We start from the raw sequence: 17,029 nt of genomic DNA, 5'->3' as shown, positions 1-17,029 counted from the left end.
TTATTAACATTCCTTTGTTAGTTTAGAAAAAAGCCCAGCAATTGCTGGGCTAAATGTATTAAAGAATTTTTGCTAGCGCTTGTAATGGGTGAGCAAGCTTCTCACCTTCAAAACGCTTCACTTGGCTACGGCAAGAATAACCCGTCACCAAACAACGATCTTTTGGTAAGTCCTGCATTTGAGGCTTCCAGCTTAAACCGTATATATCTTTCGACATTTGTAGCTTATCGACTTCATGCCCGAAGGTGCCCGCCATGCCACAACAGCCGACCGGAACGCTGGTTAACGCAGCACCAAAGTGCTTGAAGATAGTGCCCCACTCTTTTTCAGCGTTCGGCATTTTGGTTTTCTCAGTACAGTGAGCAAACAAGTACCACATATCTTCACTTGCTGAGCGTGCTTCGAACTCACCCAACGATGGCATTAACCATTCATGCACGGTAAGCACATCAAAGTCGCCACGTTTGTCACCTAAGATCTCAACGTATTCATCGCGGTAACAAAGCACAAGAGCCGGGTCCACTCCCACCAAAGAAATGCCGATATCGGCAACCATTGACAAGAATTCCGATGTTGATTTCGCTTCACGCGCAAAACGACTTAAGAAGCCTTTAATGTGCAGAGCTTTACCATTTGGCTTAAACGGCAGCAACACCGGAGTTTTGCCAAGTTTTTGAGCCAGAGTGACGAAGTCTTCAATCACCTCCGCATCATAGAAGCTAGTGAACGGGTCTTGAACGATCAGCACATGCTGTTTCTTCTCTTCAGAAGACAAGCCTTCTAAGTACTGTAAGTCGAAGAGTTGCAGCTCTTTGCTCGCTAGACGATTTTTAAGTGTAGGTACCGACATCAAAGGAGCATCAACATACCCGACCGTTTTAGCCGTTGCGGTTTGTATCCACTTTTGACCCAATGCAGCATTCACTACTTTTGGCGCTTTCACCATCAGCGGCAGCATGGTTTCAATGTTGGCAACTAAATAGTCTTTTGCTGGGCGCTGGTAACGCGAATAGTAGATGTTTAAAAATCGAGAACGGAAACTCGGAACATCAACTTTAATCGGACACTGGCTCGCACACGCTTTACACGCCAAACAACCGTTCATCGCTTCATGAACTTCATGCGAGAAATCATACTCATGGCGTTTGTTCATCGTGTTACGAACACGTTCCACCATGGTTTTAATCGGCGTATTGTCCTTCAGTGCTTCTTGCTCTAAATCGAGAATATCGACGCCTTGTTCCGTTAACTGACGCAACCATTCACGAACCAAGCCTGCACGGCCCTTTGGTGAATGACGACGGTCAGCCGTGACTTTCATCGAAGGACACATTGGCGAACTCGTATCGTAGTTGAAACACAAGCCGTTACCATTACATTCCATCGCTTGCTTGAAGCTATCACGGACTTGTACGTCGATCTGACGATCGTAGAAACCACGCTTGGTATCAGTGACTTTCACCAACTCAGCATCGCTTTCTAACGGCGTACAGATCTTGCCTGGGTTCATCTTGTTATGCGGGTCAAATGCCGCTTTAACTCGTCTTAATTCGGTAAACAGCTCTTCACCAAAGAAGTCAGGACCATACTCAGAACGGAAGCCTTTTCCGTGTTCACCCCACATCAAGCCGCCGTATTTAGCCACCAGCTTAACCACTTCATCAGAGACTTCATGCATCAATGCTTCTTGCATAGGATCACACAAATCTAAAGCAGGACGAACGTGCAGTACGCCCGCATCCACGTGACCAAACATACCGTAGTTCAACTCTTTTGAATCGAGTAATACTCTAAATTCAGAGATGAAGTCGGCCAAGTTTTCTGGTGGTACACAGGTATCTTCAGCAAAAGCGACTGGCTTAGCTCGGCCTTTCGCCGCACCTAATAGACCTACCGCTTTCTTACGCATGTTGTAGATTCGGCCAATGCTCGCCAAATCACTGCACACTTGGAAGCCAATCACACCGGCTTCTTCAGTTTCTACCATGCTTTCAAGCTGTGCGGTCAGCGCTTGAACTTGTTGTTCAACTTCCGCTTCATCTTGGCCTGCAAACTCAACCATGTTGATGCCAAGCATCTCTTTATTTGGAACATCCATCAGCAAATCGCTCACGGTGTGCCAAACAATGTCTTGTTTCGCTAGGTTCAATACTCTTGAGTCAACGGTTTCAACAGACAGCGCTTTCGCTTCTACCATGAACGGCGCATTACGCAGTGCAGAATCGAACGTGTTGTATTTCACGTTAACCAGCGTTCGCGCTTTGGGAATCGGCGTGAGGTTGAGCTTTGCTTCAGTGATGAATGCTAATGAACCTTCCGCACCACATAGAACACGAGTCAGGTCAAAGCTATCGTCTTCTTCGTTGATTGCGTTCTTTAAATCGTAACCGGTTAAGAAGCGGTTCAATGGTGGGAATTTATTAAGAATTTGAGCGCGCTTATCTCGACAAACGGCTTCAGTTACTGCAAGGGCATGGTGAGCAAATTCACCTTCAGCAGGTAAGCCGTGTGATAAATCGGATTCGAGACATGAACCATCTGCGAAGACCGCTTGCAGCGACAACACATGGTCAGACGTTTTACCGTACTTCAATGACCCTTGGCCCGAAGCATCGGTATTGATCATTCCACCTAAGGTTGCTCGGTTACTGGTAGAAAGGTCTGGAGAGAAAAAGTAACCATACGGACGCACAGCATCGTTCAATTGGTCTTTAACGATACCTGACTGAACTCTTACCCAGCCTTCTTGCTCGTTAATCTCAAGAACCTTGTTCATATAACGAGAAAGGTCAACCACGACGCCTTTTGTTAAAGACTGTCCGTTAGTACCGGTACCACCGCCACGAGGGGAAAAGGTCACGCGTTCGTAAGCAGATTTTGCACCCACTTTACCGATCAACACAACGTCTTGAGTTGTTTTAGGGAGAATAACTGCCTGCGGCAATTGCTGATAGACACTGTTATCAGTCGCCACAGCCAAACGGCTAGAATATTGAGATTCAATGTCGCCAGTAAAGCCCGCTGTTTTTAGTTCATCTAAAAAGCGTACGACAACTGGATCGACATCAGCATTGAGTTGAAGTCTTGGTAACATTTGCTTCCTGCCCCTACTTCGCTGATCCTATCAGCATTGGGTTATCTGAGATTTTTAATATTTTTCTTTGAATTTCGTCACTTTACTACTATTAAGATCATATAAAAAGGTGATCAAATAAGAATCTCGGTGCAAGAATGGAGAAATAGTCACTTTCGTCTTAATTCAGTAGTAAGATAGTAGATAACTTTTTTACGACATCTCCATGAGCAAATAACAATGAAAAAAAGCAAAACAGTCACAACTGAAGATATTCTTCTTAAGCTATGCCAATCAGTCTCAAACGTACTTACTTCAGCGACGGCTTCACAGGTGTCCTACTCAGCCATGGTTCAAAAGATCAACAAGACAAGCCTTAAGCCAGATTTTGGTTGTTTCGTCTTGTTCGACGGCGGTTTTTCAGGTCTTGTTGTGATCAATTTTACGTCGAAAGCAGCGCTAGAGATCTACACAAATTACATGCGTAATATGGGCATGCCTGAAGACGAACTCGCTGTACTTCATACTTCAGACGAAGTAGGTGATGTATTAGGTGAGTTGATGAACCAGTTGGTTGGCGACTTTACCAACAAAATCCGTAAAGAACTGCAAACTAACATCACACAAAACCAACCGAAAATGCTGGCACTGAACAAGCAAGTGAACCTTTCTGTTGATACTAACTTAGATCGCCCGCAAGCTCGTCGTGTTACTTTCTCTACTGCCGACAACAACATTTTCTACCTTGAGCTTGCAATGGACAAAACAGAATTCATCCAATTGGAAGAATTTGAAATCGCTGAAGACGAATGTCCAGACAGCATTCTTGAAGCGACTCAGAAAAAAATGCAAGAACCAAAGCAGCCAGAGCAAAGTTCAGGCAACGATTCTGCAGCTGATTTACTCGATGAACTTGGAATCTAGTTTGCGAAAGCTCTAGCACTTCCTAAAAATCGTGTCACTAACGCCATCAATCCTCTTGATGGCGTTTTGTTTTGTCCGGGAGTCGCCGCTTCCTTCCTATATCCTTATTTTCCATAATCGTTCACCACATTCCTACAAATGACTTTTGACTTTGCTGTTACTCGCCAAAACATGTAAAATGTTGGACTTTTAAAAATTTGCGGTAATGATTAAGTTGTCGATGGATAAGAAAAAAGCCCTAAAGAAAATTGCCAAGTGTCTTGAGCTTGGAAACTCTGCGAACGTCAATGAAGCTGCCAATGCGATAAAAATGGCGCATAACTTGATGCTGAAATATGGTCTCGAAAAGGACGATATTGAATTTATCAAGATGGGAAAAACTCAATCCAGTCACCTGTTACCTGCAAATATCAGCTCTACACTGCTGCGTGTTATTCGTGGTATTAACACCAAGTTTGGCGTAGAAGCCGTGTTACTGAATCACAAAGGCCTTAAACGCGTTGAATTCATTGGTGAAGCCGATCGCGCTATCTTCGCGGCTTTTGCGTTCGATATTATTTATCGCGAACTGAATGAGCACACTGGCCAATTCAGAAACAGTTTTGCGGGCTCGGGAACAGGGACACTAGAAGTAACACGTCGCGTAAACTCTTACGTTTCGGGTTGGGTAGAAGGTGCACTTGAAAAACTGCCTGTTATCACCCCAGACGACGAGTCAAACAACAAGATCAATAACTACATTGATAAAGAGTTCCAAAACATCGACCGCGAAACGTTCAAACAACAACTCAGAGAAGCGATGAAAAACCTCACCGCAGACTATGAAGTTGGCTTGAGGAAAGGTCGAAAACTGTCTGTAAATCGACCAGTTGGCGGAACTCAAGCGGTTAAAAAGATAACTAAATCATAGAGCCACTTTACATTGCTTCAGCGTATTGATAAAAACCACCAATAGGACTTATTGTTGTCTTTCGTAATTCATGCGTTTGACAGAAGTACATGATGGAGAAATACGTTGAAAAAAATCACACTAGCCCTGGCACTCACTGTTGCTTTAACGGGTTGTCAGGCAACTCAACGCCAAAACGCGACAACAGGCGAATCTGAGACGAACTCTGCAACTCAAGGCGCTTTAATTGGTGCAATCGCCGGTGCTGTTGCTGGTGCTGCTACGGGTGACGACTCTAAAGACCGTCGTAAGCGTGCACTCATCGGCGCAGCAGGTGGCGCCGCAGTTGGCGGTGGTATCGGTTACTACTTTGACCAGCAAGAAGCTGCACTTCGTGAAGAACTCATGAACTCAGGCGTTCAAGTAGAGCGTGTTGGTGAGAACCAACTTCTACTTCGCCTAGAGAACGGCATTGGCTTCGATTCTGGTTCTTACGCTTTAGAATCAAGCATCCACAAAACACTTCGCGGCGTTGCGCGCATCTTAGTTGAATACCCAGACACTAGCCTAGTGATCGAAGGTCACACTGACAGCACGGGCAGCGAGTCTTCTAACCAAGTTCTTTCTGAGCGTCGTGCTGAATCGGTTCGTGCATTCTTGATCTCTCAAGACGTTGCTGCAGGCCGTGCCATTGCTCGTGGTAACGGTGAACGTTACCCTCTATGTGACAACAACACCTCTCAAGGTCGCGCTTGTAACCGTCGCGTAGAAATTCAAATCTTGCCGCTTAAGTAGCACGATTAAAGCCCAGTTCGTCTTTATCTATTGAATTAACCTCTATATAGTTGCTTATCGTCGTGTGGCTTGTTCAAAGTCACACGACTAGCCATATTCATACTGATATACCGACTCTGGGCTTTTTAACGAGACTTATCTATTGTTTATCCTATCCAACTTTCTGTCATCATCACTTCTTAGAACTCTATTTTTTACCCTCATCTTTTCCACAATACAGTTCTCTACTGCACACTTCGTTCATGCAGAAAGCAACGTTGCATTCTCGATAGAATCTCAACCTCAAGATCCAGTTTCTCAATACCAACTAGCTCAAGCTTATGAATCAGGTAATGATGTCCCTTTGAGCACCAACGATGCATTTTATTGGTACTCGCAATCCGCAGAAAACGGCAATGCAAATGCGCAATTTAGGCTGGCTGAATGGTACTTGGCAGGATCAGGTGTAGAGCAAAGCAACAAGCTAGCTTTAGAATGGTTTATTAAATCAGCCTTGCAAGGTAACCAGCGCGCGCCTATCGAAGTCGCAAAGCTCTACGAATCCTCACTTGAGAAAGAACTCCTAAAACCATTAGATGAAGCACAGCTATGGTATGAAGCGGCCTTAAAAAACAATCCAACAGCCGAAGATGGCTATAACCGTATTCTGGAAGCGCAATTCAACCAGCAACGTGCCAAGCAGATCTCTTCGATTGAGAAGCTCAATGACAACGTCATTGCTGAAAGCAGCACGAATCAGAGGCTATCTAATCCAGAGCGAGCAAGTAGCTCCCCTTCTTATCTGCCCTCTAGAGAGCAGGTAACACGTTCTAACCTAACGTATTCAGACTATCTAATTGGCACAGCCTTAGCCGTGTTGATTTCAATTGTCAGCATTATCATGACTCTGGTGATATCAAAAAGAAGACACGCTCTAAAATCGGGTGAATTGGGGCAACAAAAGCAGACACTTGAAGCACAGCTTAGCTCGAAGGACTTCACTATTAAGCAGCAGAAACGTCAGCTGCACACGATGTTCCATGAGTTAAAAAAACAGAAAAATGACAACAGCCTGAACAATTTACAAGTAGCCTGCGCTCTATTTGGGTATACACCTAGCTCAATTCCGAATCAAAAAAGCATTAAAATTCGATATAAACAGCTATCCAAAATCTACCACCCAGATGGTTACGGGTGTGACGAAGAGATGAAACGTTTGAACAATTCGCTAAAAACCATCCTTAAGAGTGTTACAAAAAAGTAAACAACCAAGCAAACTCGATTTCCAAAGTCGCAAAGATATCGATTTTATTAGTACTGCAATCGATCCCCCTCTCAAAAACAGGTAACAAACTATTAACTAATGAGTCTTACTTGTGTCATAATTTGCGCCGAAAATACACCTGACTTAAACAGGTGAGGAGAGAATATGTTCACAATAGAAGGCGTTTGTGATTGGTGCAAAAAGCCAAGCCTAGTTAAAAAGCACGACTACCTAGATGGTAAGTGTCATCATGCATGTCAAGAGTGCAATGATATGGCCACCATTGATGTTCGCCAGTTCAATATTGGTGAAATGGAAATGAGAGCAAAACTCTCCCAAGCGACATTGAGATAAGCAACACCGTTGAAATATAAGAAAGCGCCTAAGGCGCTTTTTTTGTATCTGAGATTTATCTTCCTATCTTCTTATCTTCTTATCTTCTTATCTTCTTATCTTCTATACAGGTGTATACAGTACTTTTCTGTCAAAACCACTGTGTACACCTGTATAAAGCTCACATTTCTTCAACTTATGAGACAAAACAACAAATTCATTCAAATTTAATTTTTACCATACTTTCAACAACTTAAATAAAAACCACTTACCCAACCAAGCAAGAACGGCCAATAATCCCTCAAAAAACGCTTGATCTTATAAGCAACAAAAACTACTGTATGCGTATACAGCATGTATATAAGGACAGCAAAATGATTCCAGCACACGTTAAAGCACAACACTCTAGCCCGCTAACTCACTGCGCATTTACATCCGTCTCTCGTGACACAAAAAGTTCAAACGAAGAAGCGTTGTTTGCCAAAATGGCGTTGCTGTCCAATCAACATCAGTGGTTACTGTTTACGGCTCAAACACCAAGACCATCGGCTAAACAGTTGCAGCAACATAATGTTTGCTGTGATCGTGTTATTCACATGAAAGCCTCTAATCAAATGACAGAAGTAGAAACCGTCGAGAAAGCCATTCGATCTAAGAATGCGAGCGCGATTGTTGCGAGTGCTTCGATTGATCAATTCAGTCAGCAATACCTAAGAACATTAGGAATGCGCTTTCAGTGCGAAGTCTTCTTTATTGATGCCAATTCAGAGCGTATTCACTAAACCACCTTGCTTAATAACATTTTGGCTCAAAAACATAGCTCAAAAACACAGTCCAAATATACTGCCTTCCCCTGCCCTACAACTCGCCAATTTTTTAGCGGATTGTTAGGCGGGGGTTTTTATTTAAACAATAGATTTAGCAATCGTTTGCTTTTTCTCTGGAAGCAAATAGTAGATTGGGTATAATGCCCGTCTAATCATGTGCACACCGCACTTCTCTGTATGACGTTTGATAAAAGATAGGAATGTCTAAATGAGCCTTGCTGATCAAGTTCTTGCCGTAAATGATGACCTACCAATCCGTACTGATAAACCTGTCCACAGTGGCAAGGTTCGTTCGGTCTACTGGTTAACTGAAGAAGATAGCCAACGACTAATTAAAGAGAAAGGCTACGATGTAGCACCAGATGCGCCTTTAGCAATCATGGTGATCAGTGACCGTATCTCTGCATTTGATTGTATCTGGCGTGGTGAAGGGAATCTAAAAGGTGTCCCAGGTAAAGGAGCGGCTCTGAATGCTATCTCTAACCACTGGTTCAAATTGTTTAAAGACAACGGCCTTGCTGACAGTCACATTCTTGATATCCCTCATCCATTCGTATGGATTGTACAAAAAGCTCGCCCAGTCATGATCGAAGCGATTTGTCGTCAATACATCACAGGTTCAATGTGGCGTGCATACGCAAACGGCGAACGCGAATTCTGTGGTATCGAGATGCCAGAAGGCCTTGAGAAAGACAAGAAATTGCCTGAGCTACTGATCACACCTTCTACAAAAGGGATTTTGAAAGGTATTCCTGGCGTTCCAGAAGCTGATGATGTGAACATCACACGTAACAACATCGAAGATAACTTCGCAGCGTTCAACTTTACTCAAGCAAGTGACATTGCGCATTACGAGAAACTTCTAAAAGAAGGCTTCAACGTAATTAGCCAAGCGCTAGCAAAAGTCGATCAAACCTTTGTCGATACGAAATTTGAGTTCGGCTATGTGAACGATGCTCAAGGCAAAGAAAAGCTTATCTACATGGATGAAGTCGGTACTCCAGATTCATCTCGCATTTGGGATACTCAGGAATACAATAACGGCAACATCGTTGAGAATTCAAAAGAAGGTTTCCGCCAGTTCCTGCTTAACTACTTCCCTGATCCGGACATTCTTTTGAACAAAGAGCGTATGCCAGAGCGTGAAGCGTTAGCTCGTGACAATGAGCTGCCTCTTGATTCACTGATGTCTCTGTCTCGTACTTATCTTGATATCGCAGCGAAAATCACAGGTGCAGAGATCGTACTGAGCGAGAATCCTAAGCAAGAAATCATCGATGTACTGCGTGCTGACTATGGTCTAGTCGACTGATTGACTGATTGACTGATTGACTGATTGCATTCTAGAAGGCTAAAAAGCTTCTAAACACAAATTTCAGATACTAAAAGGGCCTCATCATTATTGAGGCCCTTTTTCGTGTGCGATTTTTAATACTCTTTGAGCTCGCTCCTAAGCTCTAAGCTCTAAGCTCTAAGCTCTAAGCTCTAAGCAATACTGATAGATTAAAGCTTAATAGTAAACTCTTCTCCAGTATTCTCGGCAATCACCAAATGACTGCGCGATTCAATGTACTCGATCTGCTCTTCTTCAAGAGAATATGGCATAGCAACTTTGAGTTCATTGATCCCCTCTAGCTTGGCTAGCTTGAGTAAGGTAACAATGTTTGACTCATCACTTTTACGCGTCGACATCGATTTCAATGCCATCTGCCATAAACGATCTTCAGGGCTGGCTAGCTCTTTAATGCTATCTCGCCAGACGGTACTAAATACTGGCGCAATCGTGGTTAGTGCTTCCAGAAAAGTCCATTTTTTACTGCATGAGGCGCCAAGAAATGTTGTGTAATCAAACTCTACACGCGTCTCTGTCTGTTTATCCATGATGTCCCCCGACACTTTGACAACACAATATACTCAATATCTATCAACTCTTTCTTTATAGCAATAGGATATAGAAGAATAGTCTTTTATGACCTTTTGATTGGTTAAAAAGGCATATAAAAATCAAACTTGTAACAAAATAAGTACTGAAAAAACATATATGCACCTATTTGATTAATATTTTAGAGATAAAACTAATCCATCTATTTGATATCAATTATCCGACTCGCTTTTTTGTACTGAATACGCCAGCCAGACCATGTCGGGAGCTCCCAACGTTTTGGCGATAACTTTCGACTGCCCGATTGATAGTGAACGTAAATCAGCTTGCGTGCCGGCAGGTATTCGACTTCGAGTTGCAAGTCGGCAAGGCTCAATGCAAACGGATACTTTTCCGAAAACTCTAAATAGAGCCAAGTCGGGATACCATCGAATGGAATATCAGCATGGTCGAACATTTCCAATTCGCTCACATCAGTGACACCTAACACTTCAAGCTGTTCTATAAACCATAACTCAAAGTTCATTTGGTCAATTTCTGGAGTGTATTGGGTTTGTTCATTGAGACCGAGTTTCACATACAACTGCCAATGTTTGATTTGTTGAGTGCGAGCTTCTGCAAAACCGGGAAGTTTAACCCCATTCGATACAAGATCGACGATCGGCTTTAACGATAGTTGCCCTTCCGCTGCCACGAGCTTGGTCGTGATCGTGCGGCCGGCATACACCAACGCCATCCCAGTATAGACGCCGTCATCATTCACAATCGTTTCACCTTGCTCCCACTCTCCTAGCTCAGCATCAATGATAAGCTCAAGAGGAATGGGGGCCGTGACCGTCGCTAAGGTCAGTGTTTGCTTAACGCCTCTTCCCGGCAAACTATGGGTATCAAGCACCAACATCGCTTGTTCATTATCAGGGAAACGATTCTGACGGCCGAGTACTACCTCTAAAACTCCATTAGCAAAGGCTTCTTTTCGTTTCAGTCTGCGTACGAACACCAGTTCAGGGTGAAGTTGAACAATAGTGTTAAGCAGTTCAATACGCTGGAAACGGGACGCGACTTCTAATTGAGGAAGTTCAAACACCTCACGCATTTGCTTAGCCAGTCCCTGTGCTTCATTCAATGCCTGCTGATCGATTTCTAGATTTGGATACTCGCGACCGCGAACGATCTGAATCAACAGGCTTAGATCACACCCTTCCTTTTCTTGCTGAGCGAGTGCTTCCAAATGTTCTGCATTGTTCGGTAACTGATACAAGCGAGCCGGAACGGACAACGCAGCTGTGAGATCGACCATCGCTTCTTTTAATGCTTTGGTTTTGATTCGAGTAACGATATCGGCATACAAAGCATCAATCGGCAGCGGATACAGCTTTTTGCCATGCTCGGTAATTTGATGGTCGGCTTTAATCGCTTCCATCGTCAGCAAGGTTTGAGTAGCACTGTTTAGTGATTTTTCAGGAATAGGATCAAGGAAAGACAAGCTCTCAAGCGGAGCACCACAACAGGCCGCGGCCAACATCGGTTCGATCAGCTCTTCACGCTGCAATTCAGGCGGTGTGACTAACTCTAACGCCACATGCTCACCATACAGACGCACACAAGCGCCGTCCATTACCCTACCCGCGCGACCAGCTCGTTGCTTGGCACTGGCTCGTGATATGGATTTAAGCATCAGAGTCGTTCTACCGTTTCGTTGAACGGTGCGTCTTTCTAATCCTGAATCTATCACCACACCAATATCGGGAATGGTTAATGAGGTTTCTGCCACGTTGGTTGCAAGAATGACCTTTCTCAGGCCATAACCGTTAGCATTGATATCGATATTACGACCCGATAACGCTAAATCTCGCTCCTTATCACTGACCGACGCATGCAATTTCACCACTTGGATATCTGGATTTTTCGCTAAGGCTTGTTCGCATTGCACGATCTCTTTTTTACCCGGCAGAAAAACCAACATGTCACCAGAAGATGCTATCAGTTGGTGATTCACTTCTTCGGCAATGCGTTGCTCTAGGTGTCGAATATCGGGCAATGCTCTGGACTCATTCGCTCGGTGTTCAATAGCAACTTGATAAGTTCGGCCTTCACAGCTTATTCGATTCGCATCCAAATAATGAGCAAGGCGTTCCCCTTCGATGGTTGCAGACGTGATCACCAAGCGATGGCTCGCTTTTTGTTTGAGAATCGCCACCAGCAAATCGATATCCCAACGCCTTTCGTGAAATTCATCGACAACGATGACATCAAAGCCAGCGAGTCCATCTTCAGATAACCAACGCAGCGCGATACCGGGCGTCACAAAAACGACGTTAGTTTTCTCGTTGTATTCAGACTCAAGTTTGATCGCATAACCAATTTTGTCACCAAGCTTTTCGCCCGATTGTAGGGCGAGATATTTAGCTAATGAGGTACAAGCTATTCGTCTTGGTTCAACCACCAGTACTCGCCCATGTTGGCAAGCCCAAATTGGCAAACGCGTTGATTTGCCCGATCCGGTTTCAGCTTCTACTACTAGATGAGAATTAGCGATTTGTTCGTGAAATACGTTTTGATAAGCATCGATGGGCAGTAATGACATAAAAAAGAGGCGTCGCGAAAAAGTGTGAGCAAAGTATAACGAATTATGGTGCTAAAATTCGATAAGTGTGGGACATGGGTAAGAATATCATTTTGTTTGCAAAGATCGGAGGTAAACTATTTACAATTGAATAACTAAACCGTTATCATTTTTCGGTTACCCTTTCTCCCATATTAGGCATCTAATGAACAACGATAAACGCCCTCTATATATCCCTTATGCTGGTCCTGCTCTACTAAGTACCCCTCTTCTAAACAAAGGCAGCGCATTCTCTGCTGAAGAGCGCAGTTCTTTCAACCTTGAAGGCTTGTTACCGGAAACAACCGAAACAATCCAAGAGCAAGTAGGACGTGCATACAAGCAATATTGTAACTTCGAAAGTGATATGGATAAGCATATCTACCTTCGTAACATCCAAGACACTAATGAAACGCTTTTTTATCGTTTAGTTCAAAACCACATCTCTGAAATGATGCCTATCATTTACACGCCAACAGTTGGCGCAGCATGTGAGAACTTCTCAAATATTTACCGTCGTGGCCGTGGTCTGTTTATCTCATACCCGAACCGCGATCGTATCGATGACCTACTGAACAATGCGACAAACCACAACGTTAAAGTTATCGTGGTTACGGATGGTGAGCGTATTCTTGGTTTGGGAGACCAAGGTATCGGTGGCATGGGTATTCCAATTGGTAAACTAGCACTTTACACAGCTTGTGGCGGCATCAGCCCAGCTTACATGCTACCAATCGTGCTCGATGTGGGTACAAACAACCCGCAGCGTCTTGCTGACCCAATGTACATGGGCTGGCGTCACCCTCGTATCACGGGTGCTGATTACGATGCATTTGTTGAAGAATTCATTCAAGCCGTTCAACGCCGTTGGCCTGATGCATTAGTTCAGTTCGAAGATTTCGCACAAAAGAACGCAATGCCACTGCTTGAACGCTACAAAGATCGCCTCTGTTGTTTCAACGATGATATCCAAGGTACAGCCGCTGTAACGGTTGGTTCTCTACTTGCAGCATGTAAAGCAGCGAACAGCAAACTGTCAGACCAACGCATCACCTTCTTAGGTGCGGGTTCTGCAGGTTGTGGTATTGCTGAAGCTATCATTGCTCAAATGGTGTCTGAAGGTATCAGCGATGCACAAGCTCGCTCTCAAGTTTACATGGTTGACCGTTGGGGTCTGCTACAGGAAGGCATGCAAAACCTGCTTGATTTCCAACAGCGTCTAGTTCAAACCAACGCGAACACCAAAGATTGGGAAAGCGACGGCACTGGTTTCTCTCTACTAGACGTTGTTCGCCACGCGAAACCAACAGTATTAGTTGGTGTATCTGGTGCGCCGGGTCTGTTCAGCAAAGAAGTCATCAAAGAGATGAACCTTCACTGCGAACGCCCTATCGTGTTCCCACTGTCAAACCCAACAAGCCGTGTTGAAGCAACACCAAATGACATTATTCGTTGGACTGACGGCCAAGCGCTTGTTGCGACAGGTAGCCCGTTTGAGCCAGTGGTTCACAACGGCACCACTTACCCAATCGCTCAGTGTAATAACAGCTACATCTTCCCAGGTATTGGCCTTGGTGTATTGGCTGTGAATGCTTCACGCATCACTGACGAAATGCTAATGGAATCAAGCCGAGCACTTGCAACGTGCTCCCCACTTGCTATCAATGGCTCAGGTGCTCTACTTCCACCATTGGAAGAGATCCACACCGTATCTAAAAAGATTGCTTTTGCCGTTGGTAAAAAAGCGATTGAGCAAGGTGTTGCTCTAGAGATCACTGAAGAAGCACTACAACAAGCGATTGACCAGCACTTCTGGCAGCCGGTTTACCGTCGCTACAAGCGTACTGCATTCTAATAAACGTGCTGCGCTTGGAATAAAGAGCGTTAACTACTCTTACAAGAGCCTCTGCAACTGCGGGGGCTTTTTTCTTTACACTGTCTTGTCTTTTTAACTGATTTTTCTCATTTTTATTTGGTATTATCGAGCACTCAAAAATTATTGCTCAGTCAAAGGACCATACCGAGAGTGAAATTTGATTCTCACATTTTCCGTAGCCACTTATTAAAAGCTTACAAAAAACTGCAAGGTTTTCTGTTTGGCGCTTTCCTCGTGTTCTTAATAGGCAGCGCTGCGGTTATTGCGATCGATTATTGGGTTTCATGGCAAGCAGAAGATCGCATCATCTACGATATAGATGAAGTGCCCGAGCTTGAGGTCGCCGTAGTGCTTGGCACAAGCAAATATTTAGGTAGAACACTCAACGACTATTATAAGCACCGAATCGAAGCGGCAATTGAGCTGTTCGATCGTGAAAAGGTAGACCAATTTCTACTGAGTGGCGATAACGCTCATCGCTCTTACAATGAGCCGTGGACGATGAAACGCGACTTGTTAAAAGCGGGCGTCCCCGATGAACGCATCAATCTAGATTATGCGGGGTTCAGAACCCTAGATTCGATTGTTCGCGCCAAAAAGATATTCGATACCGATAACTTCCTAATCATCACTCAGAAGTTCCACTGTGAAAGAGCGCTATTTATCGCTAACTCTTACGATATTAATGCGCAGTGTTTGGCGGTTTCAGGACCAACCCATCATTCAGGAACCTCAATACGTTTACGTGAAGTGTTTGCACGTACCAAAGCGTTTCTTGATCTGTATATTATTGGTACTACGCCAAAATTCCTTGGCCCTAAAGAGCCGATCCAACCCAGTCCAAAACCAGAATCATTGCCGATTCCTAGCCCTATTGCTGACCCCAGTGCAAACCCTATAGCAGACCCCACAGCAAGCCCTACTGAAAATCCGATTGCAACTCCTTCAGTAAGCCCTATTTTAGAACCAGCAGAGACCGATGTGTAGAAAACTACACATTTTGAATTTGTTGCCTCACACTTCCCCATTGTTAAGCAAAAACACACCAACACTCCTTTATTAACTTGAGTAACATTCTCCCAACAAAGTCTGACCCTACATCAAGTCTATATACCTCGAAAATAATAAGCACCGCTCAACGAAGTCGTGCACCAATAAAACGAGGATAAACAAAAGGAGCGTCTTATGACGGCACTTGTTACTACACTGAAACACTGGTTGTTTACCCGCAACAGCATGATATTAATTGGTAATTTCACGCTATTTTCAGTTTTGCTCAATTCCCTGCCATTCGAAGCGCAAGTGAATACGGGTTTAAGTATTCTCGTGTTCGTTGCCATTCTATGGTTAACAGAAGCTATCCACGTCAGCATCACCGCTTTGCTCGTTCCCCTATTGGCTGTCTCGTTTGGTGTATTCAACACGCCCGCAGCACTGGCTAACTTTTCGAATCCCATCATCTTCTTATTCATGGGCGGATTCGCGTTGGCAGCCGCACTGAACAAGCAAGAGCTGGATAAAGCGATAGCTGACAAAGTATTGCTGATAGCAAAAGGCAGAATGTCGGTCGCCGTGTTCATGTTGTTCGGTGTGAGTGCGGGCTTATCAATGTGGATCTCAAACACAGCCACCACAGCAATGATGCTCCCTCTTGTACTAGGCATCATGAACAAAGTTGACCAAAGTGAAGACCGTAACACCTATGTATTTGTGCTACTAGGCATCGCTTACTGTGCATCGATTGGTGGTATCGCAACTTTAGTTGGTAGCCCACCAAACGCCATTGCTGCGGCAGAAGTTGGCTTGAGCTTCACAGAATGGATGGCGCTTGGGCTACCTATCTCAATGATCTTACTGCCAATCACGATGATTATTTTGTACGTGATGACTAAGCCAAAACTTGACCACAAATTCGAGTTAGACCATGCACCTGTCGAGTGGACAAACAGCAAGAAAATCACACTGTCTATCTTCCTTTTAACCGTAACGCTTTGGATATTCGGCAAGCCGATCAACGCAATGATTGGCGGATTCTCTAAGTTTGATAGTTTGGTAGCGATTGGCGCCATTGTACTGCTTGGCGCTTCTAGAGCCGTGGAATGGAAAGACGTTGAGAAGACAACGGATTGGGGTGTACTTATCCTGTTCGGTGGTGGTATCTGTTTAAGTAACATTCTGAAAGCGACCGGAACCAGCGTATTCTTAGCACACTCACTAAGCGGATTTTTAGAAACAGCAGGCGTACTTCTTACAATTCTAGCTGTGGTAGCCTTCGTGGTATTCCTAACGGAGTTTGCGAGTAACACAGCGAGTGCGGCATTGCTTGTCCCTGTATTTGCAACCATTGCTGAAGCGCTGGGTATGTCACCTGTTATCTTATCTGCACTGATTGCGATTGCCGCTTCTTGTGCCTTCATGCTACCAGTTGCGACACCACCTAATGCGATTGTATTTGGCTCTGGTCATATCAAACAAAAAGAAATGATGCGAGTAGGTATGGTGTTGAACCTAGTTTGTATCCTAGTTCTGACTCTGTTCGCTTGGATTTTCTGGTAAACACTAATGTCCTATAGACGTATGTT

General features: G+C 44.3%; 13 protein-coding genes. 10 read left to right on the top strand and 3 right to left on the bottom strand.

The window, feature by feature from the left end; genetic code table 11:
- Positions 1 to 58: 58 nt before the first annotated feature.
- Positions 59 to 3,094: an FAD-binding and (Fe-S)-binding domain-containing protein gene (locus tag ACED60_RS09450; RefSeq protein WP_371727396.1), complete on the bottom strand. Its 3,036-nt coding sequence runs from the start codon at positions 3,092 to 3,094 to the stop codon at positions 59 to 61.
- Between the two features lie 219 nt (positions 3,095 to 3,313).
- Here ACED60_RS09450 and ACED60_RS09445 point away from each other — a divergent pair, with 219 nt between their 5' ends.
- The 7 genes from ACED60_RS09445 to ACED60_RS09415 all read left to right on the top strand — a co-directional run bounded on the left by ACED60_RS09445 (position 3,314) and on the right by ACED60_RS09415 (position 9,396).
- Complete coding sequence (locus tag ACED60_RS09445; RefSeq protein WP_009846485.1) at positions 3,314 to 3,997, top strand: DUF3334 family protein; 684 nt, start codon at positions 3,314 to 3,316, stop codon at positions 3,995 to 3,997.
- A gap of 220 nt (positions 3,998 to 4,217) precedes the next feature.
- The gene (locus ACED60_RS09440; RefSeq protein ID WP_371727394.1) at positions 4,218 to 4,907 is read left to right on the top strand and encodes a DUF2786 domain-containing protein; all 690 of its coding nucleotides are present in this window, start codon (positions 4,218 to 4,220) and stop codon (positions 4,905 to 4,907) included.
- A gap of 105 nt (positions 4,908 to 5,012) precedes the next feature.
- Entirely contained in the window at positions 5,013 to 5,681 is a 669-nt protein-coding gene (locus ACED60_RS09435) for an OmpA family protein (protein WP_009846483.1), read from the top strand.
- 142 nt (positions 5,682 to 5,823) lie between these two features.
- Positions 5,824 to 6,924, top strand: coding sequence for a hypothetical protein (locus ACED60_RS09430; protein WP_371727393.1), 1,101 nt, complete (start codon positions 5,824 to 5,826; stop codon positions 6,922 to 6,924).
- Between the two features lie 165 nt (positions 6,925 to 7,089).
- The gene (locus tag ACED60_RS09425) at positions 7,090 to 7,278 is read left to right on the top strand and encodes a hypothetical protein (protein ID WP_048659540.1); all 189 of its coding nucleotides are present in this window, start codon (positions 7,090 to 7,092) and stop codon (positions 7,276 to 7,278) included.
- 353 nt (positions 7,279 to 7,631) lie between these two features.
- Positions 7,632 to 8,039, top strand: a complete 408-nt coding sequence (locus tag ACED60_RS09420; RefSeq protein WP_009846480.1) for a SulA-like leucine-rich domain-containing protein — start codon at positions 7,632 to 7,634, stop codon at positions 8,037 to 8,039.
- 253 nt (positions 8,040 to 8,292) lie between these two features.
- Positions 8,293 to 9,396, top strand: a complete 1,104-nt coding sequence (locus ACED60_RS09415; protein WP_017098747.1) for a phosphoribosylaminoimidazolesuccinocarboxamide synthase — start codon at positions 8,293 to 8,295, stop codon at positions 9,394 to 9,396.
- Between the two features lie 191 nt (positions 9,397 to 9,587).
- On the opposite strand, the gene ACED60_RS09410 is transcribed toward ACED60_RS09415, so the two are convergent.
- Positions 9,588 to 9,965 carry a hypothetical protein gene (locus ACED60_RS09410; RefSeq protein WP_009846478.1) on the bottom strand — a complete coding sequence of 126 codons (378 nt, stop codon included), beginning with the start codon at positions 9,963 to 9,965 and terminating at the stop codon, positions 9,588 to 9,590.
- A gap of 203 nt (positions 9,966 to 10,168) precedes the next feature.
- Positions 10,169 to 12,553: a helicase-related protein gene (locus tag ACED60_RS09405; protein ID WP_371727392.1), complete on the bottom strand. Its 2,385-nt coding sequence runs from the start codon at positions 12,551 to 12,553 to the stop codon at positions 10,169 to 10,171.
- Positions 12,554 to 12,737: 184 nt separating this feature from the next.
- On the opposite strand from ACED60_RS09405, the gene ACED60_RS09400 reads away from it, so the two are divergent.
- The 3 genes from ACED60_RS09400 (at position 12,738) to ACED60_RS09390 (ending at position 17,003) form a co-directional block, all read left to right on the top strand.
- Positions 12,738 to 14,426: an NAD-dependent malic enzyme gene (locus ACED60_RS09400; RefSeq protein WP_012603704.1), complete on the top strand. Its 1,689-nt coding sequence runs from the start codon at positions 12,738 to 12,740 to the stop codon at positions 14,424 to 14,426.
- 171 nt (positions 14,427 to 14,597) lie between these two features.
- On the top strand, positions 14,598 to 15,434 hold the full coding sequence (locus ACED60_RS09395) for an ElyC/SanA/YdcF family protein (protein WP_029224031.1): 837 nt from the start codon (positions 14,598 to 14,600) through the stop codon (positions 15,432 to 15,434).
- Positions 15,435 to 15,632: 198 nt separating this feature from the next.
- Entirely contained in the window at positions 15,633 to 17,003 is a 1,371-nt protein-coding gene (locus tag ACED60_RS09390) for a DASS family sodium-coupled anion symporter (protein ID WP_371727391.1), read from the top strand.
- Positions 17,004 to 17,029: the final 26 nt, after the last annotated feature.

This window comes from Vibrio sp. 1F279, from assembly GCF_041439815.1.
In the GTDB taxonomy this organism is placed as follows: domain Bacteria; phylum Pseudomonadota; class Gammaproteobacteria; order Enterobacterales; family Vibrionaceae; genus Vibrio; species Vibrio tasmaniensis_A.
This window is presented reverse-complemented; position numbering and strand designations above follow the sequence as displayed.

Excerpts from the sequence above, each read along its gene's own strand:
- ACED60_RS09425 (WP_048659540.1), top strand. The coding sequence starts at position 7,090 with ATGTTCACAATAGAAGGCGTTTGTGATTGGTGCAAAAAGCCAAGCCTA.
- ACED60_RS09410 (WP_009846478.1), bottom strand. The coding sequence starts at position 9,965 with ATGGATAAACAGACAGAGACGCGTGTAGAGTTTGATTACACAACATTT.
- ACED60_RS09450 (WP_371727396.1), bottom strand. The coding sequence starts at position 3,094 with ATGTTACCAAGACTTCAACTCAATGCTGATGTCGATCCAGTTGTCGTA.
- ACED60_RS09445 (WP_009846485.1), top strand. The coding sequence starts at position 3,314 with ATGAAAAAAAGCAAAACAGTCACAACTGAAGATATTCTTCTTAAGCTA.
- ACED60_RS09420 (WP_009846480.1), top strand. The coding sequence starts at position 7,632 with ATGATTCCAGCACACGTTAAAGCACAACACTCTAGCCCGCTAACTCAC.
- ACED60_RS09405 (WP_371727392.1), bottom strand. The coding sequence starts at position 12,553 with ATGTCATTACTGCCCATCGATGCTTATCAAAACGTATTTCACGAACAA.
- ACED60_RS09390 (WP_371727391.1), top strand. The coding sequence starts at position 15,633 with ATGACGGCACTTGTTACTACACTGAAACACTGGTTGTTTACCCGCAAC.
- ACED60_RS09400 (WP_012603704.1), top strand. The coding sequence starts at position 12,738 with ATGAACAACGATAAACGCCCTCTATATATCCCTTATGCTGGTCCTGCT.
- ACED60_RS09415 (WP_017098747.1), top strand. The coding sequence starts at position 8,293 with ATGAGCCTTGCTGATCAAGTTCTTGCCGTAAATGATGACCTACCAATC.
- ACED60_RS09440 (WP_371727394.1), top strand. The coding sequence starts at position 4,218 with ATGGATAAGAAAAAAGCCCTAAAGAAAATTGCCAAGTGTCTTGAGCTT.